This is a genomic window from Bifidobacterium sp. ESL0763, from assembly GCF_029433395.1.
GTDB lineage: Bacteria > Actinomycetota > Actinomycetes > Actinomycetales > Bifidobacteriaceae > Bifidobacterium.
The window spans coordinates 1,318,108-1,340,776 of sequence record NZ_JAQTHW010000002.1 but is presented as its reverse complement, the minus strand read 5'-3'; the positions used below and the strand labels follow the sequence as shown (position 1 = coordinate 1,340,776).

General features: G+C 61.0%; 18 protein-coding genes. 10 read left to right on the top strand and 8 right to left on the bottom strand.

What is annotated here, in order from left to right:
- Positions 1-116 precede the first annotated feature (116 nt).
- The 4 genes from PT282_RS06265 to PT282_RS06250 all read left to right on the top strand — a co-directional run bounded on the left by PT282_RS06265 (position 117) and on the right by PT282_RS06250 (position 5,354).
- Complete coding sequence (locus PT282_RS06265) at positions 117-1,349, top strand: acyltransferase family protein (RefSeq protein WP_277168673.1); 1,233 nt, start codon at positions 117-119, stop codon at positions 1,347-1,349.
- Between the two features lie 36 nt (positions 1,350-1,385).
- The gene (dapA, locus tag PT282_RS06260) at positions 1,386-2,306 is read left to right on the top strand and encodes a 4-hydroxy-tetrahydrodipicolinate synthase (protein ID WP_277168672.1); all 921 of its coding nucleotides are present in this window, start codon (positions 1,386-1,388) and stop codon (positions 2,304-2,306) included.
- A gap of 135 nt (positions 2,307-2,441) precedes the next feature.
- The gene (locus tag PT282_RS06255; protein ID WP_277168671.1) at positions 2,442-4,379 is read left to right on the top strand and encodes a ribonuclease J; all 1,938 of its coding nucleotides are present in this window, start codon (positions 2,442-2,444) and stop codon (positions 4,377-4,379) included.
- Positions 4,380-4,511: 132 nt separating this feature from the next.
- Complete coding sequence (locus PT282_RS06250; protein ID WP_277168670.1) at positions 4,512-5,354, top strand: phosphatase PAP2 family protein; 843 nt, start codon at positions 4,512-4,514, stop codon at positions 5,352-5,354.
- Positions 5,355-5,652: 298 nt separating this feature from the next.
- Here the strand turns inward: PT282_RS06250 and PT282_RS06245 are convergent, their stop codons facing one another.
- Together PT282_RS06245 and PT282_RS06240 are read right to left on the bottom strand one after the other, a co-directional pair.
- Positions 5,653-5,937 (bottom strand): hypothetical protein, encoded by a 285-nt coding sequence (locus tag PT282_RS06245; protein ID WP_277168669.1) that lies wholly within the window; start codon positions 5,935-5,937, stop codon positions 5,653-5,655.
- Positions 5,928-6,299 (bottom strand): hypothetical protein, encoded by a 372-nt coding sequence (locus tag PT282_RS06240; RefSeq protein WP_277168668.1) that lies wholly within the window; start codon positions 6,297-6,299, stop codon positions 5,928-5,930. Before PT282_RS06240 ends, PT282_RS06245 begins: the two co-directional genes overlap by 10 nt.
- Positions 6,300-6,501: 202 nt before the next feature.
- On the opposite strand from PT282_RS06240, the gene pepN reads away from it, so the two are divergent.
- The 3 genes from pepN to PT282_RS06225 all read left to right on the top strand — a co-directional run bounded on the left by pepN (position 6,502) and on the right by PT282_RS06225 (position 11,473).
- Positions 6,502-9,114, top strand: coding sequence for an aminopeptidase N (gene pepN, locus PT282_RS06235; protein ID WP_277168667.1), 2,613 nt, complete (start codon positions 6,502-6,504; stop codon positions 9,112-9,114).
- Positions 9,115-9,383: 269 nt separating this feature from the next.
- A complete protein-coding gene (gene glmM / locus PT282_RS06230) occupies positions 9,384-10,772 on the top strand; it encodes a phosphoglucosamine mutase (RefSeq protein WP_277168666.1) in 1,389 nt (462 codons plus the stop codon).
- Positions 10,772-11,473, top strand: a complete 702-nt coding sequence (locus PT282_RS06225) for a peptide deformylase (RefSeq protein WP_277168665.1) — start codon at positions 10,772-10,774, stop codon at positions 11,471-11,473. The genes glmM and PT282_RS06225 overlap by 1 nt, the downstream gene beginning before the upstream one ends.
- A gap of 109 nt (positions 11,474-11,582) precedes the next feature.
- Here PT282_RS06225 and PT282_RS06220 read toward each other — a convergent pair whose 3' ends face one another.
- Complete coding sequence (locus tag PT282_RS06220) at positions 11,583-12,410, bottom strand: LuxR C-terminal-related transcriptional regulator (RefSeq protein WP_277168664.1); 828 nt, start codon at positions 12,408-12,410, stop codon at positions 11,583-11,585.
- 254 nt (positions 12,411-12,664) lie between these two features.
- On the opposite strand from PT282_RS06220, the gene PT282_RS06215 reads away from it, so the two are divergent.
- Positions 12,665-14,044: an NAD-dependent succinate-semialdehyde dehydrogenase gene (locus PT282_RS06215; protein WP_277168663.1), complete on the top strand. Its 1,380-nt coding sequence runs from the start codon at positions 12,665-12,667 to the stop codon at positions 14,042-14,044.
- A gap of 44 nt (positions 14,045-14,088) precedes the next feature.
- Here the strand turns inward: PT282_RS06215 and PT282_RS06210 are convergent, their stop codons facing one another.
- Both PT282_RS06210 and PT282_RS06205 read right to left on the bottom strand, forming a co-directional pair.
- On the bottom strand, positions 14,089-14,520 hold the full coding sequence (locus PT282_RS06210; protein ID WP_277168662.1) for a type II toxin-antitoxin system HicB family antitoxin: 432 nt from the start codon (positions 14,518-14,520) through the stop codon (positions 14,089-14,091).
- Entirely contained in the window at positions 14,517-14,729 is a 213-nt protein-coding gene (locus PT282_RS06205) for a hypothetical protein (RefSeq protein WP_277168661.1), read from the bottom strand. The genes PT282_RS06210 and PT282_RS06205 overlap by 4 nt, the downstream gene beginning before the upstream one ends.
- Before the next feature lie 397 nt (positions 14,730-15,126).
- Here PT282_RS06205 and PT282_RS06200 point away from each other — a divergent pair, with 397 nt between their 5' ends.
- Positions 15,127-16,242: a Zn-dependent alcohol dehydrogenase gene (locus PT282_RS06200; protein ID WP_277168660.1), complete on the top strand. Its 1,116-nt coding sequence runs from the start codon at positions 15,127-15,129 to the stop codon at positions 16,240-16,242.
- 108 nt (positions 16,243-16,350) lie between these two features.
- Here the strand turns inward: PT282_RS06200 and PT282_RS06195 are convergent, their stop codons facing one another.
- Entirely contained in the window at positions 16,351-17,688 is a 1,338-nt protein-coding gene (locus tag PT282_RS06195; protein ID WP_277168659.1) for an ATP-binding protein, read from the bottom strand.
- Positions 17,689-18,215: 527 nt separating this feature from the next.
- Between PT282_RS06195 and PT282_RS06190 the strand changes: the two genes are divergently transcribed.
- Positions 18,216-19,661: a hypothetical protein gene (locus PT282_RS06190; RefSeq protein WP_277168658.1), complete on the top strand. Its 1,446-nt coding sequence runs from the start codon at positions 18,216-18,218 to the stop codon at positions 19,659-19,661.
- Positions 19,662-19,753: 92 nt separating this feature from the next.
- Here PT282_RS06190 and PT282_RS06185 read toward each other — a convergent pair whose 3' ends face one another.
- Positions 19,754-20,920 carry an ATP-binding protein gene (locus tag PT282_RS06185; RefSeq protein WP_277168657.1) on the bottom strand — a complete coding sequence of 389 codons (1,167 nt, stop codon included), beginning with the start codon at positions 20,918-20,920 and terminating at the stop codon, positions 19,754-19,756.
- A gap of 678 nt (positions 20,921-21,598) precedes the next feature.
- On the bottom strand, positions 21,599-22,654 hold the full coding sequence (locus PT282_RS06180; RefSeq protein ID WP_277168656.1) for a Gfo/Idh/MocA family protein: 1,056 nt from the start codon (positions 22,652-22,654) through the stop codon (positions 21,599-21,601).
- Between the last annotated feature and the right edge of the window lie 15 nt (positions 22,655-22,669).

Below are 22,669 nucleotides of genomic sequence, written 5' to 3'. Positions count from 1 at the left end.
ACGATATCGGTTCAATGAGGAATGAGGAGGTCCGGAAGCCTGTGGTGGTGCCGAAACATTATGCTGGTGAGTCAGAGACCGGTGATGTGGATTCCTTGAACCGTTAGGGAGGCGACGTGGGGTACGGCGACGGCATGGCCGAGGCGAAGGGCGGAGATCCCATGAATGGGGATACGGCCCAGGCACCTTCGTCGGCGGCTGTGGCGGCCGGGGAACCCGCACAGCCTGCGCACGACGGCAAGGTTGACGGCAAGGCATCCCCGCGCCGACGGGTCGCGTGGATCGACGTCGCCAAGGCCATCACGATGTTCCTGGTGGTCTACGGCCATCTCAACACCGACTGGATTCCCGGTCCCAGCATCTCGATCTGGGTCATCTACCTGTTCCACATGCCCGCGTTCTTCTTCCTCAGCGGCATCTTCTTCTCGACGAAGCGCTCCTTCGCCGCGCTGGCCAGGCACCGCGCCTACCAGCTGCTGGTGCCCTACTATTGCTTCGCGGCCCTGACCTTCGTCAAGAAGGCGGCGGAGATACTGATTTCCTGGCTGCGCCATGGTGACGGCGCCGGCGTCCGCTCGTCGCTGCTCGTGTTGCTCAGGGCCCAGATCCCGGTGCTTTTCGACACCACCGACGGCCTGTGGTTCCTCTGGTCGCTGTTCAACGCCTCGCTGCTGCTCTGGTGCGTGCTCAAGGTCTGCCGTGGCCGCTTCCTGGTGCCGATCGCGGTGGCGCTGCTGCTCGCCGACCAGGTGGTGCGGCATTATGTGGCGGTCCCGCTGCCCTTCATGCTCAACCGTGTGTTGAGCTCCACAGCCTATTTGGCGCTGGGCTATGCGCTGAGGCTCCGGCTGCTGCGCCTGACCCGCGCATGGGGCGCGCTGCTGTTCGTGCTCGGCGGCGCGGCGTTCGCCGTCTCGGCTTGGTGGGCGGACAAGGTCACGGCATCCGGCCCATGGACGGCGCTCGGACTGGCCAACGTCGTCGCCTCGCTGTTCGGCATCGGCATGGTCATCGGCCTCGCCAGGATGGTCCCACCGCTCCGGGCCTTCAGATTCGTGGGGGAGTCGACGCTGATCTACTACTGCATCAACAATCCCATGGTCAACCTGTGCGAGCACGTTTCGGCGCGGCTCGTGCACGTCGCGCTGCCGGCATGGCCCATATGGCGGCAGGACCTGTATGGCATCGTGCTGGTCCTGGTCGCGATGGCGGCGATCGCCGTGCTGGTCGTGCCGATGAAACGCTACCTGTGGTGGGCCGTCGGCCTGCCACATCCAGCCGGGAAGCGCGGGGCGGCCAAGTCGGACTCGCCCGCGCGCGATGGGGGAGCGGCCGGCGGCGAACGGTGAGTCCGGCGCGTCCCACCCGCGAAGTAGCGTTGAAGTATGAGTGAGTCCTCCATCCATCTTCTTGATCCGGCGCCATTCGGACGGGTCATTCCGGCCATGGTCACACCGTTGCATCGCGATGGTTCCGTCGATTACGAGGCGGCCGCGGCGCTGGCCAGGCATCTGGTCGCCGACGGCGCGGACGGCCTGCTCGTCAACGGCACCACCGGCGAATCCCCGGTGACCCACATGGACGAGAAGGTCGGACTGGTGCGCGCGGTCAAGCAAGCCGTCGACGTGCCGGTGATCTCCGGCGCGGGTTCGAACGACACCGCCCACACGGTGCGCATGGTCGAGCAGACCCAGGAGGCCGGCGCCGACGCGGTGCTGGTCGTCGCACCCTATTACTCGCGTCCTTCGCAGGAAGGCATCTTCAGGCACTACCAGGCCGTCGACGAATCCGCCGAGAAGCCCATCATCGTCTATGACGTCCCGGGCCGCACCGGCGTGCACCTCGAGCTCGAGACCTACCGCAGGCTCGCGGGGCTGAAGCACATCAAGGCCGTCAAGGACGCCACCGGCGACATCGCCGGAGCGGTGCGCAAGCGCATGGAGACCGGGCTGACCTGGTACTCGGGCGACGATGCGCTCTACCTGCCGTTCCTGTCGATCGGCGCCGTGGGCATCATCTCGGTGATCGCGCATGTGGCCAGCTCGCCGATGCGCCAGCTCGCCAAGGCCTTCGACACCGGCGACATCCACGCCGCCCAGCGCATCGCGGTGCGCCTGGCGCCGCTGGTGGACGCCATCAACGGCACCGGATTCCAGGGCGTGATGGCCAAGGCCGCGCTGCATGAGCGCGGCTGGCTCGACGAGACCTTCATGCGCCTGCCGAACGTCGGCCCCACGGCCGCCGAATACTGGCGCGCGCGCCAGGGCATGGTCGAGGCCGGTCTCCTCGGCGAGTCGGGCCGGTAAGGCTTGGCCATCGCCGAAGGCGAACCCACCATGCGGACAGGTCAGCGGACACGTCGTCCGGTTGGCCGACCCGCCGTTTCATACCTCGTCTGCGCATAGGCGCAGGCACCAAATAACAGAAATCAACAAGGCAATATGACAGATACAGAAGAACAAGCAACGGCCACCACGACCCGTCGTGGCAGCGCCAACAGGGCCCGCGCCCGCAAAAGCGAGGACAAGGCGACCACCCGCGGCTCCAAGCGCGGATCGTCCAGGTCCACCAAGCGTTCCGGCAACTCCGGGCGCGGCCGCAACAACCGTGGCGGCGGGCGCCGTAACCCGCGCGCCAACCGCACTCCCGGCACCGCGCCCACCCAGGACGCCGTGCTGATCGCCCCGCCGAAGTACCGCAAGGGCTCCATGCGCATCGTGCCGCTGGGCGGCCTGGGCGAGATCGGCCGCAACATGAACGTGATCGAATACAACGGCCACCTGCTGCTGGTCGACTGCGGCGTGCTCTTCCCCGACGAGGAGCAGCCCGGCGTCGACCTCATCCTGCCCGACTTCAACTACATCAAGGACAGGCTCGACGACATCGAGGCGCTCGTGCTCACCCACGGCCACGAGGACCACATCGGCGGCGTGCCCTACCTGCTGAAGCTGCGTCCGGACATCCCGCTGATCGGCTCCAAGCTCACGCTCGCCTTCGTGAAGGCCAAGTGCGAGGAGCACCATCAGAAGCCGCGCTGCGTTGAGGTCAACGGCCGCGACAAGCTCAAGGTCGGCCCGTTCAACCTCGAGTTCGTCGCCGTCACCCACTCCATCCCCGACGCGCTGGCCGTGTGCATCAACACGCCCGCCGGCACCGTCATCGACACTGGCGACTTCAAGCTCGACCAGCTGCCCATCGACCACCGCATCACCGATCTGGTGGAGTTCGGCAAGCTCGGCGAGAAGGGCGTCGACCTGGTGATGGTCGACTCCACCAACGCCGAGGTCCCCGGCTTCGTGCGTCCGGAAAGCACCATCGGCCCCGAGCTCGAGCGCGCCTTCAAGGAGGCCACCCGCAAGATCATCGTCGCCTCCTTCTCCAGCCACGTCCACCGCGTCCAGCAGGTCGTCGACGCCGCGCACAAGGTCGGCCGCAAGGTCGTCTTCGTCGGCCGTTCGATGGTGCGCAACATGTCCATCGCCTCCGAGCTGGGCTATCTGCACATCCCCGAGGGCACCGTCGTCGACCTGAAGAAGGCCCACGACATCCAGGACGACAAGCTCGTCTACATGTGCACCGGTTCGCAGGGCGAGCCGATGGCCGCGCTCGGCCGCATCGCCGACGGCACCCACCGCGACATCACCATCAACGAGTTCGACACCGTGGTGATGGCCAGCTCCCTGATTCCCGGCAACGAGAACGAGGTCTACGGCATGATCAACAAGCTCGTCCAGAAGGGCGCGCGCGTGGTCAACCGCGACAACGCCAAGATCCACGTCTCCGGCCACTCCAACCAGGGCGAGCTCACCTACTTCTACAACATTTTGAAGCCCAAGTGCGTCATGCCGATCCACGGCGAGAACCGCCACCTGATCGCCAACGGCCTGGTGGCCGTCAAGACCGGCGTCGATCCCAACAACGTGGTGCTGGCCACCGACGGCGACGTGGTCGACCTCTACCATGGCCAGGCCGCGGTCGTCGGAAGCGTGCCGTGCGCCTACGTCTACGTCGACGGCGACACCGTCGGCGAGCTGACCGACGAGGAGCTCGAGAAGCGCAAGATCCTCGGCACCGAGGGCTTCGTCTCCATCTTCGCCGTGGTCGACACCGACGCCAAGAACGTCATCTCCGGGCCGAAGGTCTATATGAACGCGATTCCCGACGACGAGAGCGACCTCGACAAGGTGCGTCGCCAGATCGTCCAGCAGCTCGAGGACGCGATGATGCAGGGCACCCACGACACCCACAAGCTCCAGCAGATCATGCGCCGCACGATCGGCAGCTGGGTCTCGCGCCAGCTGCACCGCAAGCCGATGATCGTCCCGGTCGTCGCCGACATCGCGCACGACGTGATCGACGGCACCCCGTCCGGTCGCTGAGGCGCTGCCGATTGGCGCTGATGTGCGCTGAGACGTCCCGCTCCGGACCTCGGTTCCGAGCGTGATGGTATATGATTTCCCCGGTAGGTTCCATGCCTGCCGGGGAATTTGTCAATCACAAGGAACGAGCCCATGAAAAAAGTATTTCCCGCCACCGCCATCGGCGCCTTGGTGCTGCTGGTCGTCGGCACCTTCGCCGACCTGCGCATCGACCAGGCGCTCTACCTGCCCGGCAACGGCTTCTCGGCCTTCTTCGAACGCCTGGCACCGGTCATCGGCGCGACCGTGCTGATGATCGGTGCGGCGCTGGTGTTCTGGACCTGCGAGTTTGGCCGCGAGCGGCTCTCGTGGCTGCTGCTCGCCGGGCTCGTCTACCTGGGCGGCACGCTCGTGGCGCTGGCGCTGTGCTACAAATACTGCCGTCTTTTCGGCGCGGCCTACGGCGTCATCGCCGCCGTGCTCATCGCCTGCATCGTCCGCCGGATCCCGCAGGAGCTGCGGTGGCGCTACCGCATGGCCGGCATCGCGATCGTCGCCGTCTTCATCTGCTCGATGGCGGTGCTGGAGGTCGCCAAGATCGCCTGGGGCCGCGTGCGCTTCCGTGCGATGCAGGGCGACACCGGCCTGTTCACCCCGTGGTACCACCCCAACGGCAAGCGTTTCCGCGCCGCCGTCGCTGCCGCCGACGACATCAAGTCGTTCCCCTCGGGCCACTCCCTGTTCGCCGGGTCCACGCTCTCGCTGAGCCTGCTCGCGCTGGCGGGACCCCGCAGCCATCGCCATGAGGGCGTGGTCTACGCCGTCGCCCTGGCCTACGCGCTCGTCGTCATGGTCAGCCGCATGATGCAGGGCGCCCACTTCCTCTCCGACGTCACCGTCGGCTTCTCGCTGATTTTCCTCGCCCTCTGGCTCGCGCGCCATCTGCTGGTCGCACAGCTTGCCAGGCGTTATCCGCAGGAATATGGGAATAGGTGATTCTTTAACGCGCAATCGCTCAAGGGCGGCAGCCACTGGAATGCCGGTGGCTGCCGCCCTTCGCCGTAAAAACTTATGCGGGCCGCCAGCCGAAGCCGGAGACCCGCACAAATCGTGTAATAATCAGGAAGTCTACGAATAGACGCCTCATCGATGAGGCCCAACGGGGCAAAGCTTTGGAACCCGGGCAAATACCTCGAAGTGAACCGGCCTCAACCGATGTTTCGAACTTATCATAGCGGTGTCGGTCTTTCAAATCTTCTCAAGGTTTCTTGACTGCCATTAACCCGTCGGATCGCTATTTCACCGTGGCGCAGTAGACCTTGTGGCTGCGGGGGAACTCGCGCTTGAACGCCTGCTTGATGGCGTGCTTGCATTCGTGGGCGTCGTGCTTGTCGGAGGTGAACGCCGTGCTCTCGTCGCGGTAGCCCTGCTCATGCAGCACCAGGCCGTGCTCGTCGTGCTCGAGGCACAGCGAACGGTCCTTCTTGGCGGTCAGGAAGGTGATCCTGCGGTATTGCGATTTCGCCGGCGTCGCGTTCTCCATCATGCTCAGTGCCTGCTTGACGGGAATCAATCGCATAGTCCGGCCTCCTTCAGGTCGCGTTCGAGCATGCGGGTGAACTCGTCCTTCTGCAGCACCGGGGAGATGAACAGCACGTCGATGTCGGCTCCCTGCCCGTTGCCGCCTTGGCTGGCACCCGTGGTCTCCGGATTGCGCACGACGAAGGCGACGCGCGCCGAGCCGGTGCGCCTGAGGTTGATGCGGCACTCGTAGACGCACTGGCCGCCCACCCGCGCCGAGACCGCCCGCTTGACCTTCGACATCCCGGTCTCCAGCTGCGTCGCCAAAGCCTTTTCGATGCGGGCCTTGACCGTCTTCTCGTCGCCACGGTGCTTCTTGAAGAACTGCTTGCATCCCGAGCGCTCATACGTGATGTTCATCGATGCGCCATCCGCTTCCCTCTCGCCATTACGACGATTCCAGATTATGCGCCGGCCGCCCCGTCCGCCACCCCACGGCGTGGCTGGCCGTGGAAGGATAACCGGACACGAGGTCCCGATTCGGCTGTTGGCAATGAGGGGTGACGGCTCCCGCTGGCATAATGGAGGTATATCTTTATTTCCCCATCTCAAAAGGAGCGAAATGCCAGGAGCGAATCTCACCCGTGTTGAAGCCGAGGAACGCAAATCCATCATCACCGGGCCGGTCAGCTATCACGTCGACCTCGATCTGACCCGGGGACCGAAGAACTTCCCCGCGGTCACCACGATCACCTTCGATGCGAAGGCCGGATCCTCCAGCTTCGCCGACCTGATCGCCGACGAGGTCAGCCTCATCGAGCTCAACGGCGAATCGCTCGATCCGGCCAAATACTACGTTGACAGCCGCATCGAGATGCCGAACCTCAAAGAGCACAACGTCCTGAAGGTCGTCTCCTCCTGCCAGTACTCCACCACGGGCGAGGGCCTGCACCGCTCGGTCGACCCGGCCGACGACAACGTCTACCTCTACTCCCAGTTCGAGGTGCCGGACGCCCGCCGCGTCTATGCCGTCTTCGATCAGCCCGACATCAAGGCCACCTTCGACTTCGAGGTCACCGCCCCCGCTTCCTGGCTGGTCACCTCGAACATGCCGGTCGCCTCCACGGCCGAGCTTGATGCGATGACCGAGGAAGGCACGCTGCAGTCGCACCCGGCCGAGCACACCAAGCGCTGGACCTTCGAGACCACCCCCAAGATGAGCTCCTACCTCACCGCCATCTGCGCCGGCCCGTACGCCGAGTGGCACACCGACTACGCCAACGAGGACGGCCGCACCGTCACCATGGCCCAGTACTGCCGCCAGTCCCTGAAGGACGATTTCGCCCACGACGTCGACTATCTCTTCGACATCACCAAGAAGGGCTTCGCCTTCTACGCGAAGACCTGGGGCGTGCCCTACCCCTACGCCAAGTACGACCAGATCTACGTGCCCGAATACAACGCCGGCGCCATGGAGAACATCGGCATGGTCACCATCCGCGACTCCTACGTCTTCGGCTCCAAGGTCACCGACGCGCTGGCCGAGCGCCGCGTCGTCACCGTCCTGCACGAGCTGGCGCACATGTGGTTCGGCGATCTGGTGACGATGAAGTGGTGGAACGACCTGTGGCTCAATGAGTCCTTCGCCGAGTTCATGTCGTCGCTTTCGACCGCCGAGGCCACCGACTGGACCGATTCCTGGGCCACCTTCACCTCCGGCGAGAAGAGCTGGGCCCTGAACCAGGACCAGCTGCCGACCACCCACCCGATCACAGCGCCGATCAACGATCTGCACGACACCGAGGTCAACTTCGACGGCATCACCTACGCCAAGGGCGGCTCCGTGCTGAAGCAGCTGGTGGCCTACGTCGGCCGCGACAAGTTCTTCAAGGGCATCAACAGCTACTTGAACAAGCACCAGTACGACAACGCCACGTTGAAGGATTTGCTGGTCGAGCTTGAGGCCGCGTCCGGCCGTGACCTGAAGACCTGGAGCAAGCAGTGGCTCGAGGAATCCGGCATCAATACCATCTCGGCCGACGTCGAGGAGAACGGCGACGGCACCATCAAGTCGCTGACCCTGACGCAGACCGCGCCCGCCGACCACCCCGTGCTGCGCGCGCACCGCATGGGCATCGGCTTCTACAACCGCGACGCGGCGACCGGCAAGATCGTGCGCACCGACCGCATCGAGCTCGACGTCACCGGCGAGACCACCGTGGCCGCCGACGCCGCCGGCAAGGCCCGTCCCGACTTCATCCTCCTGAACGACGACGACCTGACCTACACCAAGCTGCGCTTCGACGCCAAGTCGCGCGACTTCGCCGCCGGGCACCTCTTCGAGTTCGACGACGCCCTGGCACGCGCCGTGGTGTGGCTGGCCTTCTGGGACATGACCCGCGACGCGCAGTTCCCGGCCGAGCGCTTCCTCGACCTGAGCCTGAAGATGCTCTCCACCGAGCATGAGTCCACCACCTTCCGCTACGCGCTGCGCTGCCTGAAGGTCACCGCCACGCAATATGTGGCGCCCGCCCGCCGCGAGGCCGTGCGCCAGCATGTGGCCGAGGGCCTGTGGGACCTGGCCAACGAGGCCGAGGCCGGCAGCGACGAGCAGTTCCAGCTGGTCAGCGCCTACCTGGACTATGGCGCGCAGGGCGACGCCCCGTTCATCTCCAACGTCAAGGGCCTGCTCTCCGGGGCGCTCAAGCTCAAGGGCCTCGAGATCGACAACAACATGCGCTGGGCGCTCACCAAGGCGCTCGCCGCCGTCGGCGAGATGGACAACGAGGCGATCGATGCGGAACTGAAGCTCCGCGACACCACTGACAACCGCGAGTTTGCCTACGGCGCCAAGGCCTCCGTGCCGAGTGCCGAGGCCAAGGCGTGGGCCTGGGACGCCTCCATCCGCGACCTGAGCCTGACCAACTCGCAGCTCGAGGCCGCCGCTCTCGGCTTCTCCGGCAACCTGGGCGGCAAGCTCGCCGAGCCCTACGCCGCCAAGTACTTCGAGACCGCCGACTGGATCTGGGAGAACCGCACCTTCCACATGGCCGAGTCGCTTTTGAACGACCTCTACCCGGCCCACGCGGACGCCGCCGAGCTGGTTCGTCTGGGTGACGGGTGGCTCGATGCCCACCAGGACGCCGCACGCGCCCTGCGCAACATCATCATCGGCAACGTCGAGTCCTCCCGCCGCGCCGTGAAGGTCGCCGCCTACAACGCCGCCCTGAAGTAACCCGTTCGCGCCGTTGACGCGCTGGGCTAACCGGTTCGCGCCGTTGGCTCGAACAGCGAAACGAAACCCTGCCGAGGCAATGTCCCGGCAGGGTTTTCTTATGTGTGTTCGTTTGCATGTGTGCTCGATCGATCCGGATGCCGATGGCCGTGATTGGCGAAATGCGATGAAATGGGGCAGTGTTGGCGCGAGCGCGGGCGGTGCGTGGGGCGCTGAGTAAGATGGGTCCCAGCAAAATGTTTTCGTGTGCAAACGAAGGATGACTCAGCATGCCCAATATGTTTGGAACAGATGGTGTTCGTGGATTGGCCAACAGGGACCTGACGGCGAAGCTGGCGCTCGACCTGGGCGACGCGGCGGTCCGTGTGCTGGGCGATTCCTCCGGCACGCAGAACGAGCACAAGGAGGGCCGCCGCCGCGCACTGATCGGGCGCGACACCCGCGTCTCCGGCGACTTCCTCGCCTCCGCGCTCGCGGCGGGCATGAGCGCCGGCGGCTTCGACGTCATCGACGCCGGCATCATCCCGACCCCCGGCGTGGCCTACCTGACCAGCGTGCTCAACGTCGAGATGGGTGCGGTCATCTCCGCCTCCCACAACCCCATGCCCGACAACGGCATCAAGTTCTTCGCCCGCGGCGGCTTCAAACTGCCTGACACCAAGGAAGACGAGATCGAGGCGGTGCTGGGCAAGGACTGGGACCGTCCGACCGGCGCCGGCGTCGGCCGCGTGAGCCACGACACCAACACCGCCACCAACATGTACATCAACCATCTGGTCTCCACCATCGCGCCGATCGCCGCCGACAAGACCCAGCCCAAACCGCTCAAGGGCCTGAAGATCGTGGCCGACTGCGCCAACGGGGCCACCTCCGTGGTCGCGCCCGAGGCGTTGCGCCGTGCGGGCGCCGAGGTGCTGGTGATCAACGCCTCGCCCGATGGCTACAACATCAACAAGAAGGCCGGCTCCACCCATCCCGAGCAGCTGCAGGCGATGGTGAAGGCCTCCGGCGCCACGATGGGCGTGGCCTTCGATGGCGACGCCGACCGCTGCCTGGCGGTGGACGAGGACGGCACCATGGTCAACGGCGACCAGGTGATGGGCATCCTCGCGCGTGCCAAGAAGCGCGAGGGCAAGCTCAACCACGACACGCTCGTGGTCACCGTGATGAGCAACCTCGGCCTGAAGCTGGCGCTCAAGGACATGGGCATCGCCACCGTCGAGACGAACGTCGGCGATCGCTATGTGCTCGAGGAGATGCTCAAGGGCGACTATTCGCTCGGTGGCGAGCAGTCCGGCCACGTCATCAACCGCGAGTTCGCCACCACCGGCGACGGCACCCTGACCGCCCTGACCCTGTGCCGTGAGGTGGTCAATTCCGGCAAGTCCCTGAAGCAACTGGCCGCGGACTTCCCGCAGCTGCCGCAGCAGCTCATCAACGTTCCCGGCGTCGACAAGAAGGCCGCGCCCACCAACGCCAAGGTGCAGGACGCCGTGGCGCGCGAGGAGAAGCTGCTCGGCTCCACCGGCCGCGTGCTGCTGCGCCCCTCCGGCACCGAGCCGCTGGTGCGCGTGATGGTCGAGGCGGAGACACAGCAGCAGGCCGACGAGGTCTGCCAGCGCCTGGCCGGCGTGGTCGCCGAAGAGTTGGCGATCTGATGTTCTCACGCAACGCGAAGGTGGACCTCGGGCTCAACCGCGCCGTCGAGCGCCTGATCAAGACCGGCGGCAAGGAGAAAATCCTACCCATCATGCAGATGGGGAAGCCGGTGCTGCGCCAGGACGCCGAGGAATACCGCGGCCAGCTGAGCAAACGCACGCTTGCCAAGCTCATCGAGGCCATGCGCATCACCATGCTCGAGGCGCCGGGCGTCGGTCTCGCGGCCCCGCAGATCGGCCTCGGACTGCGCATCGCGGTGGTTGAGGACCATGTGCGCGTCGCCGACGAAGACGGTGGCGAGGCTCCGGCCGACGATGCCGACGATCCACGTGAGGTCGCGGAGTTCCCGTTCCACGCCATCATCAACCCCACCTACGAACCTGTCGGAAGCGAGCAACGCAGCTTCTACGAGGGCTGCCTGAGCTTCGCTGGCTACCAGGCCGTGCGCCGCCGCTGGCTCGACATCGTCGCCCGTTGGCAGGACGAGGACGGCAACAGGCACGAGGAACGCCTGCACGGCTGGCCCGCGCGCATCTTCCAGCACGAGACGGACCACCTGAGCGGCGAGGTCTACATCGACAAGGCCGAGATCCGATCGCTGGCCACCGACGAGAACCTCGAGGAATATTGGTGCGAGGACCCGGTGCCTACGGCCGCCGCCGACGAGCTTGGCTTCGAGCTTTCGCCAGGCCAGCGCTGAGGTCGCCTGTTCCCGCTCGTCATGGCAATGATGATGGCCGCATGCCGGATTGGTCCCGGGATGCGGCCATCAAGCGAATGGCGGATCGGCTGTCGACACCGCCGCGGGCTCAGCCCGTGCCGTTCAGTCGTTGCCGGTAGATGTGCGTGGCCTCGGCCCACGAGTGGGCGCGAAGCTTGAGCTTGATGGTGTGACGGTGCGAATAGATGGTGCTGCTGGCGATCTTGAGCTGGGAGGCGATCTCGCTCGGGTTGTAATTGGCGAGGCTCAGGGTCATGATCCGCTTCTCGCTGGGGGAGAGCGGAACCGAGGACAGGTAGGCCCGGTTTGCTTTGAGTTTCTGGCTCTGAAGGCCGACGGAGCCGCCGGTCTGAGTGCGGTTTTTCTTCTTCTCGCTCGTCGTTTTGCCTGTTGCCGATGAACCCACGGCTTCCTTGCCGTCGGCGGGGCGATGCCGCGTTTGCGGGTCGGCGCTTGGCGTCTGCTGGTTTCCGGGTTCGCTCGGTGGCGGCGCCGGGCTGCGCTTGGCCTTCAACGCCATGTCCTGGTAGACGCTGTGGATGGCCTTGGAAAGCTCCCGCCGGATGTCGAACTTGTCGACCACGGTGTAGACCAGCTCGGGGCTGCGCAGGAATTCCAGGCTGTCCTCGACATGGGTGGAGGTGCCGATGATGGCGGTTCCGGGAGCGTAGAGCTTGATCTCCTCGACAAGCCCGGCGAGTCGCATGTCGAGCACCAGGATGTCGGTGGGTTGCAGGCCGAACTTGCAATGGTGCAGGACCTTCTTCGGCTTGGTCGTCTGCCATAGGTCGAACCGGTGGCCGTCGAGGTTCTGCAGATGCTGCACCAGATTGCCGATGTAGCTCAGGGCGCATGGGTCCGCATCGACCACGCCTATGCGCGTCGTTGCGCTTGTTGTTGTAGTTTTAGCTGTCATACGTCAATCGTACTAACAACTTTACAATATGTCGAATTGTGTCCAGAATACTAAAGATTTCTCCAAATATTCATGGTTATGAAGCGAGAATTTGACAAGCGACACCGCTTTCGTTAATGAAGATCTCCGCTTTATCTGCCGGATCTGCAATGTTCGTTACTCCAGTGTGACATTTTAGACTGATGTATTTCATCAGAATCGCTGAATCGACGGACTCGATGGCGTAGCATGGTAAGAATTACAAGGAGGTAATGATGACATATCAGACAATCAATCCCTATACCAACGAACTCGTCAAGACCTATCCATTCGCCACCGACGAGGAGCTGGAAACCGCGTTGGCCCAGGCCCACCAGGCCTTCGAGGCCGCCAAGAAGCAGCCGATCGCCGAGCGTGCCACAATCCTGCACGCTGTGGCCGCCAACATTCGCAAGCATGCCGACGAGCTGGTGAGGACCTGCGTCACCGAGATGGGCAAGCTGGTCGTCGAGGCGAAGGGCGAGCTCGAGATCACCGCGATGATCGCCGATTGGTACGCCGACAACGCCGAGGAGATGCTCAAGCCGACCCCGGTAGAGACCTCGTTCCCCGGGCAGGCCGAGGTGCTGCACCAGGCGATGGGCATCGTCATGGCGGTCGAGCCGTGGAACGCGCCGTTCTACCAGGTCATGCGTCCCTTCGCGCCGGCGTTCATGCTGGGCAACACCATGATTCTCAAGCACGCCTCCAACACCCCCGCCACCGCGCAGATGCTGTGCGACGTCATCAACGAGGCCGGAGTGCCGAAGGGTGCGCTGACCAATATGTTCCTGACCTACGACCAGGTCGCCAAGGCCATCAACGACCCGCGCGTGCGCGGCGTCACCCTCACCGGCTCGGCCTCGGCAGGCAGCATCGTCGCCGCGGAGGCGGGCAAGGCCATCAAGCCCAGCACCCTGGAGCTCGGCGGCATGGATCCCTTCGTCGTGCTCGGCGACGCCAACATGGACGATGTCAACAAGGTGGCCCCCGATGCCCGTCTGCAGAACGCCGGCCAGATCTGCATCGCGGCCAAGCGCTTCATCGTCATGGACAGCGTCTACGACGAGTTCATGGAGTCGCTGATCGACTACTTCAGCAAGGTGCGGCCGGGCGACCCGCTCGACCCGGACACCACGTTCGCGCCGCTGTGCACCAAGGCCGCCAAGGAGAAGGTGCTGGGGCAGATCGACGAGGCCATCAAGGCCGGCGCCACCGTCGCCTACCAGTACCCCGAAATCGACCTGCCGGGCCAGTTCGTCCGGCCGATCATCCTCACCGACATCACCCCGGGCAACCCCGCCTACGACCACGAGATCTTCGGACCGGTCGCCACGGTCTACAAGGTGCATAGCGAGCAGGAGGCCATCGATCTGGCCAACGACAGCCCGTACGGCCTCGGCGGTTCCGTCTGGTCGGCCGACCCCGACCACGGCGCCCGCGTCGCCGCACAGATCGACACCGGCTCGGTCTACGTCAACAACACCACCGGCAGCATGCCCGAGCTGCCGTTCGGCGGCGTGAAGACCTCCGGCTATGGCAACGAGCTGGGGCGCGACGGACTGCTGGTGTTCAGCGCCGAGAAGATGGTGATGAAGTCCGCCCGTTCGCTGTGACGCGTCGGTTCCGGCGTCTCGGCGAGCCGGAACCTTCTATTTTTCTATCCCTTGACAAGCTGCCCGGCCCGTTGGTATGAGATGCCCAGGGCTTGGCCGATCTGCCGCAATGTCAGGCCGATCTGGCGAAGCCCCCGGGCGGCTTGCCGGGATTCCCTCGCCGCCGCCGCGTTGGCCTCCTTCGACTGCTCGCGGTAGCGTTGCATGGCCTCAAGGTGTGCCTCGACCTCCTCGGGGAATCGCATCTCCTGCTCGAGGGCGAAGTCGTAATCGCCGGTGACGATCTCGATGAGGTCGCGGGCCATGGTGTCTACCTCGTCGAGCGTGCGCGCCTGGGTGAAACCGACCTCGCCCAGTGAAGGGATGGTGATGAACCAGCACCGTTCATCGGGTTGCACGATGACGTGGTAACTCGCATGGCGTACCGTCGGCTTGCCATAGGCATCGATGCCTCTGCGGTTCTTCCTGAATCTCATTTCATCCAGTCCTTTCCGAGTTTCTGGGCGACTTCCTTCTTGATGGCCTGGGTGGAGAGATGCCCGATCTCGTTGTGCCGGGAAATCGGAATCATCTTGCCATCCAGATAGAAGACCTCGTGGTTGCCTCCTTGTCGGCTGGTGAGCTCCAGTCCCCGCTTCCTCGCCTGTGTACGTATCTTCTTGATGAGCCACTTGCGTTGCACCATAGCGTAAACCCCAATCTAGACAAAAAATGAAAGTGCAGGCTAGACAAACTGTTCCGGGTTCGTCTGGCCGTGTCGCGTATTCGTAGGGTATGGGAAATCGCGCTCGCGTCGCATGGTTTTCGATGACTGTGGTCGAACGGTTGGGGTTATCCACATTCCGGGCGTGTCGTGCACCGGTTCTTGGAGGAGGCGAGGGTCGTCGGCTAACCGCTGTGTCAAATTGTTTGCCTGCGTTTGCATCTGTGCGTTTGAGGCTCAGGAATGCCACCTGATTTTGGGAGAAGATTGTCCGCATTTGTGGTGGAAACGCGACGTTTCAAAGTTGGTTGAATGGTTGTGTTGCGTATTGTAACGTGATGTATGTCACAGTATAGGTACGGTATGAGGAGGAACAACCATGCCACAGAAAATCAAGGCCTCGATCGCGTACGGCGTAGGCAAGGGATTCTCGCAGCCCGAGGAGATCATCATCGACGACCCCATCGGCGCCGAGGTGCTGGTGGACGTCCAGGCGAGCGGCCTGTGCCACTCCGACCTGCATCTGGTCGAGGATGACGACCAGTTCTTCCCGTTCCCGGCGGTCATCGGCCATGAGGTCGCGGGCATCGTCGAGGCCGTGGGGCCCGAGGTCCAGGGCATCAAGGTCGGCGACCATGTCGTCGCCTCGCTCGAGCAGGTGTGCGGCCATTGCGCCAACTGCCTCAATGGCCATCCGCAGTCCTGCTCGCAGCAGCAGGAGTGCGTGCGCAAGCCCGGCGAGAAGCCGCGCCTGTCCTTCCCGGACGGCCGTCCGATCACGCAGGCCTTCGGCACCGGCGGTTTCGCCGAGAAGGCGCTGATTCATGAGAACCAGCTCGCCGTGGTCAACAACGAGGTCAAGTGGGACGAGGCCGCCTGCATCGGCTGCGCCACCATCACCGGCGCCGGCGCCGCGATCAACACCGCGCACGTCCGTCCCGGCGACACCGTCGCGGTGGTCGGCACCGGCGGCATCGGCCTCAACATCATCTCCGGCGCTCGCATCTGCGGCGCCAAGAAGATCATCGCCATCGACCTGCTCGACAACAAGCTCGAGTTCGCGAAGAAGTTCGGCGCCACCGACGTGGTCAACTCCTCCAACGAGGACCCGGTCGCCAAGGTTCGCGAGCTCACCAACGGCGGTGTCGACGCGGCGTTCGAGGCCATCGGCTTCGAGTCGACGATGAAGCAGTGCTGGGATATGCTCGGCGTCGACGGAACCGCCTACTGCATCGGCTTGGCTAAGCCCGACGCGACCATCAACCTTGAGATCAACCCGGCCGACCTGCTGGTGCACCAGCGCGGCTTCAAGGGCGTGTGGATGGGTTCGACCAACATCAAGCACGACATCCCGATGTACGCCGACCTCGCCGTCGACGGCCGCCTGAACATGCACGACATCGTCAGCCAGCACATCAACCTCAGCCAGATCGACGAGGCCTACGTCCAGCTCAAGCAGGGCAAGGTCATCCGCTCCGTCATCACCGAGTTCTGATGCCTGGTTCCGAAATCGGTTGTGCATAACCTAGATTGGCCGGTTCTGTCTTATCGACAGGGCCGGCCAATGCTGTTGAACGGGTATAGCGATTACGACATAAACTGTCTAATTGAGCTGCCTAGTCGCGGAACGAGTGATGAACATGGTCATGTACCACGGTATGTCCGCGATGACTTTCTGTTCGGTTTCATGTTCGACCGAGGTGTTGTCACCGCAGAGCACAAGAGCCTTCGGCAGATTCCACTCTTCTACCGCCATAAGCTTGTTGAGGGCGGCATGGGTCGTGTAGCTCTTGCCTGACTTGGCTTCGAGCGGCAAAACCCCGTCGTCGAGCTGCAATAGGAAATCGATCTCGCCGATTCTGGCCTTGTCGTAATAATACAGTTCGAAACCGTGCGCGGTGAGTTCCTGGGCGATGAAATTCTCCAGGAAACCGCCCCAATTGACACTAAGATCGCCGGTGAGGATTTTTTGCTGCGCCGCGCCCATGCTTGAAGCGGCAAGCAGGCCGATGTCGCATAGGAACACCTTCATCAGGTTGTGCTGCTCGTTGATTTTCAACGGTGTCACCGGCTGGGTTACGTTGCGACACGGCAACGCCACGCCTGCATCGGCGAGCCACATGAAATCGCTGGCATACCGTTGCATCCGGGCGCTTTTGGAGATGTCCGCCAAGACAAATCGTTTGTTTTTCTTGTCGAGCTGTGAGGGAATCTGATCAAAGATCGACTGCACGTGCATGATGTTGTCGGCGTATTTGGCGATATCCTGACGATACAATCTGAGGATCCCCGTTTGGATATCGCGCACCGCGTTCAGGTCATGAGTGTCGACGAACGCCTGTACGGCATCCGGCATGCCACCAACGCACATGTAATAGCGGAACAGCTTCATGAGCCGGTTGTGGATGGCTACAGGTACTGGCGAGAGGTTGTCATACCTCTCTTTTACGCCGTGTATCACGGAATCCTGGATGCCGTTCGCCCAGAGGAACTCCCGCAGGGTCAACGGATACATCGTCATCTGCTGCTCGTAGCCGACAGGATAGGACGGAACCTGTTTGTAGGAGACACCGAGCATCGAGCCGGATTCGATGTAGTCGAATCTGCCGTCCTCAACCAGGAACTTGATGGCGGTACGGGCACGAGGACACTCTTGGATTTCGTCGAGGAAGATAAGGGTATGGCCCGGCTTCAAAGGTTTGTTCGCGTAGACTGACAGATTTGCGATAATGGTGTCGGCATCAAGGTCGCCGTCGAAAGCAGACATGGCGCTCGGAGTCGAGACGAAGTTGATCTCCAGGAACGTGTCGTAATGTGTTTTCGCAAATTGACGGACTAGATAGGTTTTGCCGACCTGTCGTGCGCCGTCGATCAGCAGCGCACGATGATGCGGATTATCGTGCCACTGTTCAAGCCGAGATTGCGCTAATCGTTGAAGCATAAGCCCTCACATCCCATCCTGCGACGTTTTGATACCAATATCATATCTCTGTTGCGACGTTTTAAGCATTTTAAAAGGTTCTTTCTGCGACGTTTTAGTACTGCAGATACTGTTTTCCTTGATATTTTAAAGAACTGTTCCTTTTGTAAAAAAAGGTATTGTTTTATGAGAGTCAGCTTGGTTTGGCCAAAATAAGATGAGGTGGATGAAGTTGCTTGATCTTTAAGTGAGTACGGCATTGTTGGCTGGTGGAATCAATTGCTGTCAGATTTGTGTTCAACTAAGTAGCGCCGGGGCTGTTATCAAGGTTATTGTAACGTTTTGGCTACTTAGCGATACGGCTGATCGTAGGATATACGTGTCTATTGGTTTTTAATGAGAATGATTAATTTGATATATGTGGTTAGTTAATGTATTATAAGAATTAGTTGCCGGATGGCAGCTGGAAAAATCTGGATAGATTTTGGAATTAATGCTGTAGTAGTTTATATTGATTTCATGCTATCCACTATGAAAGTGGAGTATTTATGGTAATGAATTATGGTGATAAAGGTATTGTTCTTCGTTTTGAGCAGTCTGTGCGACAAACAATAGGAGAGACAAGTAAATTCACAGGAATGGTTCGTGCAAAGTATCTCATTCCTGTTATCGATAATCTTGACCTACAAGCTAATCCGCGATCCTCTAAAGAGGGGCGCGTAACAAATGCAATTCAAGAATCGATTACAGACGATGTGTCTTTGTTCCCGTTTAAGACAAAGGGTATACTACTTGGCGCTTCCGATTATGAATTACTTGAACGTGGACGTATTCGTGTCTTCTTTAATAATGCAAATGTTGAAGGAATTCTTGATGGTGGACATAATACATTAGCGATCGGCCTGCTGATTCTCAGTCGTGCGTTGAGTTTTGCGGGAAAGAAAATGCCTCGTGGACAAAAAACGTGGAGTGATTTTAAAGTTTTATGGAATGAGCATCGTGATGATATTCAAAAATATCAAGAAGCGGCTAGGAAAAACGAGGATGGTAGTAGCTCGAATCTTGAGATTATTGGAGATTTGTCTTTCTATGTTCCTGTTGAACTTCTGGTTCCTTCCGACCCGGATGACGATATTTGTGTAGATGATTTCCGACATAATCTTCTCGAAATTTGTGAAGCGAGAAACAATAATGTTGAGCTCACTGCAGGGGCTAAGGCGCATCAAAAAGGGTATTTCGATGATCTTGCCAAATGTCTGAAAGAGGCGAATCCAGCAGTAAACAATCGTATTGAGTGGAAGACAAATGACGGAGGCGAAGTAAAAGCTGCTGATGTTGTCGCTTTAACGTGGATTGTTTTGCGTAAGCTGCCGCAATTTGTAGATGGCAGTGATTGTCCGCCATTCAAAGATTCTGAAGGTAAGGTAGTTGAAGCTCCTCGTCCACAGCAGCTATATAGTGGCAAGGGAAGCTGTCTCACGACTTTTAATCGGTTCATGAGTTCTCCGGATGTGACTGGTGGAACTAATGATTACAAATCTGAGCTGAATAATCCGCTTGTGTATAGAGCTTTCAAGAAAGCTGTTCAAATTCCAGAACTGTATGATTATATTTATGCTCAGTTCCCAGATTTGTACAATAAAGCTCATGGGAGTTATGGAAATATTCTTGCAGTGAAAGGGCTGAATGCAAATTCAACTGCGGTGAAGAGGTTTACTCCTTTTGGTAAGCAGTCAGTTGGGATTGCAAATCCTGCAGGATTTATCGTTCCGTTGGTATATGGCCTTACTTCTCTGGTGAAAGTGGAGCAAAATGAAGTCAGCTGGTTACAGGAGCCTAAAGAATTCCTAAAGAAAAATCTACCAAAAATCGTAGCTCAGTATAAGGAAGTTTTTAGTCTCTGCGATTGGGACCCACAGAAGGTTGGTAAATCTGCTATGAGCTATACGACCGCAGAGAATGCTTACAAGATGGCTCTGGCTGGAATTCTATAGAAGCTTTTGTGCGGATTCTGGATGCCTACAAGGTGGAGTATCCAGAATCCGCGTCTTTGTAAAAGGATATGTGCAGTTTTAGCTAAGTAATTTTATCTTTGCATCAGCCACTCCAAGGCATAAACCTGTTGGATGCCGTTGTGGCTGGTGGGGCGCTCGTCGTCCAGGGTGATGAGGGTCTTGGGGTAGTTGTCGTCGATGCCGCGGAACGACGAGAGCTCACGTCCCAGGGTCTTGGGGTTGCGCACCGATTGCGCGACCTGGTAGTAGGCCGGACCGTCCGCGCCGTTGGTGACGAAATCGATCTCACCGCCCGCGCCTTGCCCGACGTACACCGTTCCTGCGCGGCGCTTGAGTTCGAGGAACACGATGTTCTCCAGAATCCGGCCGGTGTCGCGCACCCTGCCGGAGGTGAGGATGCGACGCAGGCCCATGTCGACGGCGTAGTATTTGCGTTCCTGCTTGAGCAGGCGCTTGCCCTTCACGTCGTAGCGCTGGGCCGGGTAGAGGATGAATGCGGAGCACAGCGCCTCAAGCAGATTGGCCACACTCGGTGCCGAGACGCGTGTGCCGGCGGAGGCCATTGTGTCGCTGATGGTCTTGGCCGCGGTCAGGTTGCCGATGTTGTCGAACATGAAGCGGGTGACCGCCTCCACCGTCCCCGTGCGCGCGCTGCCGAGGCGTTGTGAGACGTCCTTGATCAGGATGGTGTTGAGGATGCCTTCCAGATAGTCGTGGATGAGCATGTCGTCGCCGGCGAATTCCGTGGTCGCGGGGAACGAACCGTCATGGATGTAGCGCGACCAGGTGCGTTCGGCCGACTCGCCCTCCGGTGCGGCCGAGCGGTATTCCGCGAACGAAAGCGGCATGACCGGAATCTCGACGTATCGGCCGGAAATGAGCGTGGCCAGCGTACCGCTCAATAGGGTGGCGTTCGAGCCGGTGACGTAGAGGTCGATGTTGCGGCGGGTCTGCAGGCTGTCGAGGACCTTCTGGAAATTCGGTACGTTCTGGATCTCGTCGAGCATCACGTAGTGCATGCCCTTGCCTTGGCAGCGGCTGACGATGGACTCGTGGAGCCGGTGATAGTCGAGCAGTGGCTCGTTCTCGAGTCGTTCCAGGTTGATCGAGATGATGTGGTCCCGCGGAACGCCGGCTGCCGTGAGACGGTTGCCGAAGAGTTCGAGGAGGGTCGATTTGCCGCAGCGGCGCACGCCGGTGACCACTTTGATGACGGGTTTGTCTCGCCACTGCTCCAAATGGTGAAGGTAACGCGGTCTGTCAATCATGGTTCCTCGAATGGTAAGTTGAAAAGTATTTTTAAACTTCTTCTAAAATGATATCAAGTTAAAAAATACTTTTCAACTTGGGTGAAAAATGGGTAAGTTAAAAAGTATTTTTAAACTTGTATCGCCTTCGTTGTTGAGGTCAATGATGTTGAATCCAGGCCTAATGCATGATTATGGAGAAGCCAAATGCCGGATTATGGAGGGAACGCGGGCTTTCGCGCCTTGTCCCGGGCGACATAGGGACGAGTAAATGTGAAGATTGCAGATAATGACTGCATGGTTTTGGTAGGGCTCAGCCCAAACGGCAAAACAGCAATGATTGGGCGGGCGACACCCGTGTAAATCGTCCAATAGCATCTATGTAAATTGGGGAGTAGGGACTATGTAAATTGGGGAATAGGCTTTATGTTAATTGCGGAGTAGGCCGCGATAATCGTTGTGAATAAGCCAATCTGACGGATGCTATTCGTCTGGTAGTTCGAAGTGCGCCAAGTTAAACAATACTTTTCAACTTGGGTGAGAAATTGGGTAAGTCAAAAAGTGTTTTTTGACTTACCCAAGTCGGCTGGGACTGCTGAATCGGCTGGGACTGCTGGGGCAGTCGAACTCATCAGGAACGCCAGCTCGCCAGCCCCGCAAGCCGAAACCTCACTCGAACGGGTACTTGAGGCCCCAGATGCCGCGGATCCGGTCCATGAGGCGCATGATGCGCAGGGTGTCGGCATGGGGCATCTCCTCGCACTCGCCCTTGCCGTCGAGGATGGCGTTGGCGGTGCTCGCCACCTCGTACTCGTAGCCGGTGAGCTGCTCGGGCACGTCGACGTGGCGAGTGAGGTGGTGGTCGATGTCGTAGAGGTCGATGCCCTCGATGTCGTTGACGTTCTGGCAGACCATATAGCCCTTGGTGCCCCAGATGGCGCCGGAGCGGTCCGAGGCGCACATCATCGAGGAGGTGGCCGTGGCCATCACGCCGTCGTCGTAGTGCAGCGCGATGGAATCGGTGGCGTCCACGCCGGTCTCATAGGGCACCATCGAGGTCTCGATGCTGCTGATGGAGCGCTCGCTGGTGTCGGCGCCCAGCGCCATGTCGAAGAAGTTCAGCGGGTAGACGCCCACGTCGAGCAGAGCGCCGCCGGCCATCGCCGGGTCGATCATGCGCGGCTTGTTGGTGGTGGGGTAGCAGAGGTTGGCCGTCGCGGCCTGCACCTCGCCGATCGCGCCGGACTTGATCAGGTCGGCGACGAGCGCGCGCGAGGGCATGTAGCGCGTCCAGATGGCCTCGGCGCACAGCAGTCCGGTCTCGTGGGCGACGTCGAGCAGCCGCTCGGCCTGTGCGGTATTGGCGGTGAACGACTTCTCGACCAGGATGTTCTTGCCGGCCCTGAGGCAGGCGATGCCCTGCTCGGCGTGCAGCGCGTGCGGCGTGGCGATGTAGACGAGATCGACCTTCGGGTCGGCCAGCAGCTCGTCGTAGGAACCGTAGGAGACCTCGAAGCCATACCGGTGCGCGAAGTCCGCGGCACGTCCGGCATCCCGCGCGGCCACGGCATAGGGGGCCACCAGCTCGGCGTACCTCGGGTCGCCGGCCATTCGCACCAGCGTGTCGGCCATCTTGCACGCGATGCGTCCCGCGCCTAGAATCGCCACGTTGACCTTGAGCCCTTGCTCCTGCGCCTCGGCGCGCTTGCCGTTCAACCTGCCCATTTCTGCCTCCCGCAT

Excerpts from the sequence above, each read along its gene's own strand:
- PT282_RS06240 (WP_277168668.1), bottom strand. The coding sequence starts at position 6,299 with ATGAACATCACGTATGAGCGCTCGGGATGCAAGCAGTTCTTCAAGAAG.
- PT282_RS06255 (WP_277168671.1), top strand. The coding sequence starts at position 2,442 with ATGACAGATACAGAAGAACAAGCAACGGCCACCACGACCCGTCGTGGC.
- glmM (WP_277168666.1), top strand. The coding sequence starts at position 9,384 with ATGCCCAATATGTTTGGAACAGATGGTGTTCGTGGATTGGCCAACAGG.
- PT282_RS06210 (WP_277168662.1), bottom strand. The coding sequence starts at position 14,520 with ATGAGATTCAGGAAGAACCGCAGAGGCATCGATGCCTATGGCAAGCCG.
- PT282_RS06205 (WP_277168661.1), bottom strand. The coding sequence starts at position 14,729 with ATGGTGCAACGCAAGTGGCTCATCAAGAAGATACGTACACAGGCGAGG.
- PT282_RS06200 (WP_277168660.1), top strand. The coding sequence starts at position 15,127 with ATGCCACAGAAAATCAAGGCCTCGATCGCGTACGGCGTAGGCAAGGGA.
- PT282_RS06250 (WP_277168670.1), top strand. The coding sequence starts at position 4,512 with ATGAAAAAAGTATTTCCCGCCACCGCCATCGGCGCCTTGGTGCTGCTG.
- PT282_RS06245 (WP_277168669.1), bottom strand. The coding sequence starts at position 5,937 with ATGCGATTGATTCCCGTCAAGCAGGCACTGAGCATGATGGAGAACGCG.
- PT282_RS06195 (WP_277168659.1), bottom strand. The coding sequence starts at position 17,688 with ATGCTTCAACGATTAGCGCAATCTCGGCTTGAACAGTGGCACGATAAT.
- pepN (WP_277168667.1), top strand. The coding sequence starts at position 6,502 with ATGCCAGGAGCGAATCTCACCCGTGTTGAAGCCGAGGAACGCAAATCC.
- PT282_RS06180 (WP_277168656.1), bottom strand. The coding sequence starts at position 22,654 with ATGGGCAGGTTGAACGGCAAGCGCGCCGAGGCGCAGGAGCAAGGGCTC.
- dapA (WP_277168672.1), top strand. The coding sequence starts at position 1,386 with ATGAGTGAGTCCTCCATCCATCTTCTTGATCCGGCGCCATTCGGACGG.
- PT282_RS06190 (WP_277168658.1), top strand. The coding sequence starts at position 18,216 with ATGGTAATGAATTATGGTGATAAAGGTATTGTTCTTCGTTTTGAGCAG.
- PT282_RS06225 (WP_277168665.1), top strand. The coding sequence starts at position 10,772 with ATGTTCTCACGCAACGCGAAGGTGGACCTCGGGCTCAACCGCGCCGTC.
- PT282_RS06215 (WP_277168663.1), top strand. The coding sequence starts at position 12,665 with ATGACATATCAGACAATCAATCCCTATACCAACGAACTCGTCAAGACC.
- PT282_RS06220 (WP_277168664.1), bottom strand. The coding sequence starts at position 12,410 with ATGACAGCTAAAACTACAACAACAAGCGCAACGACGCGCATAGGCGTG.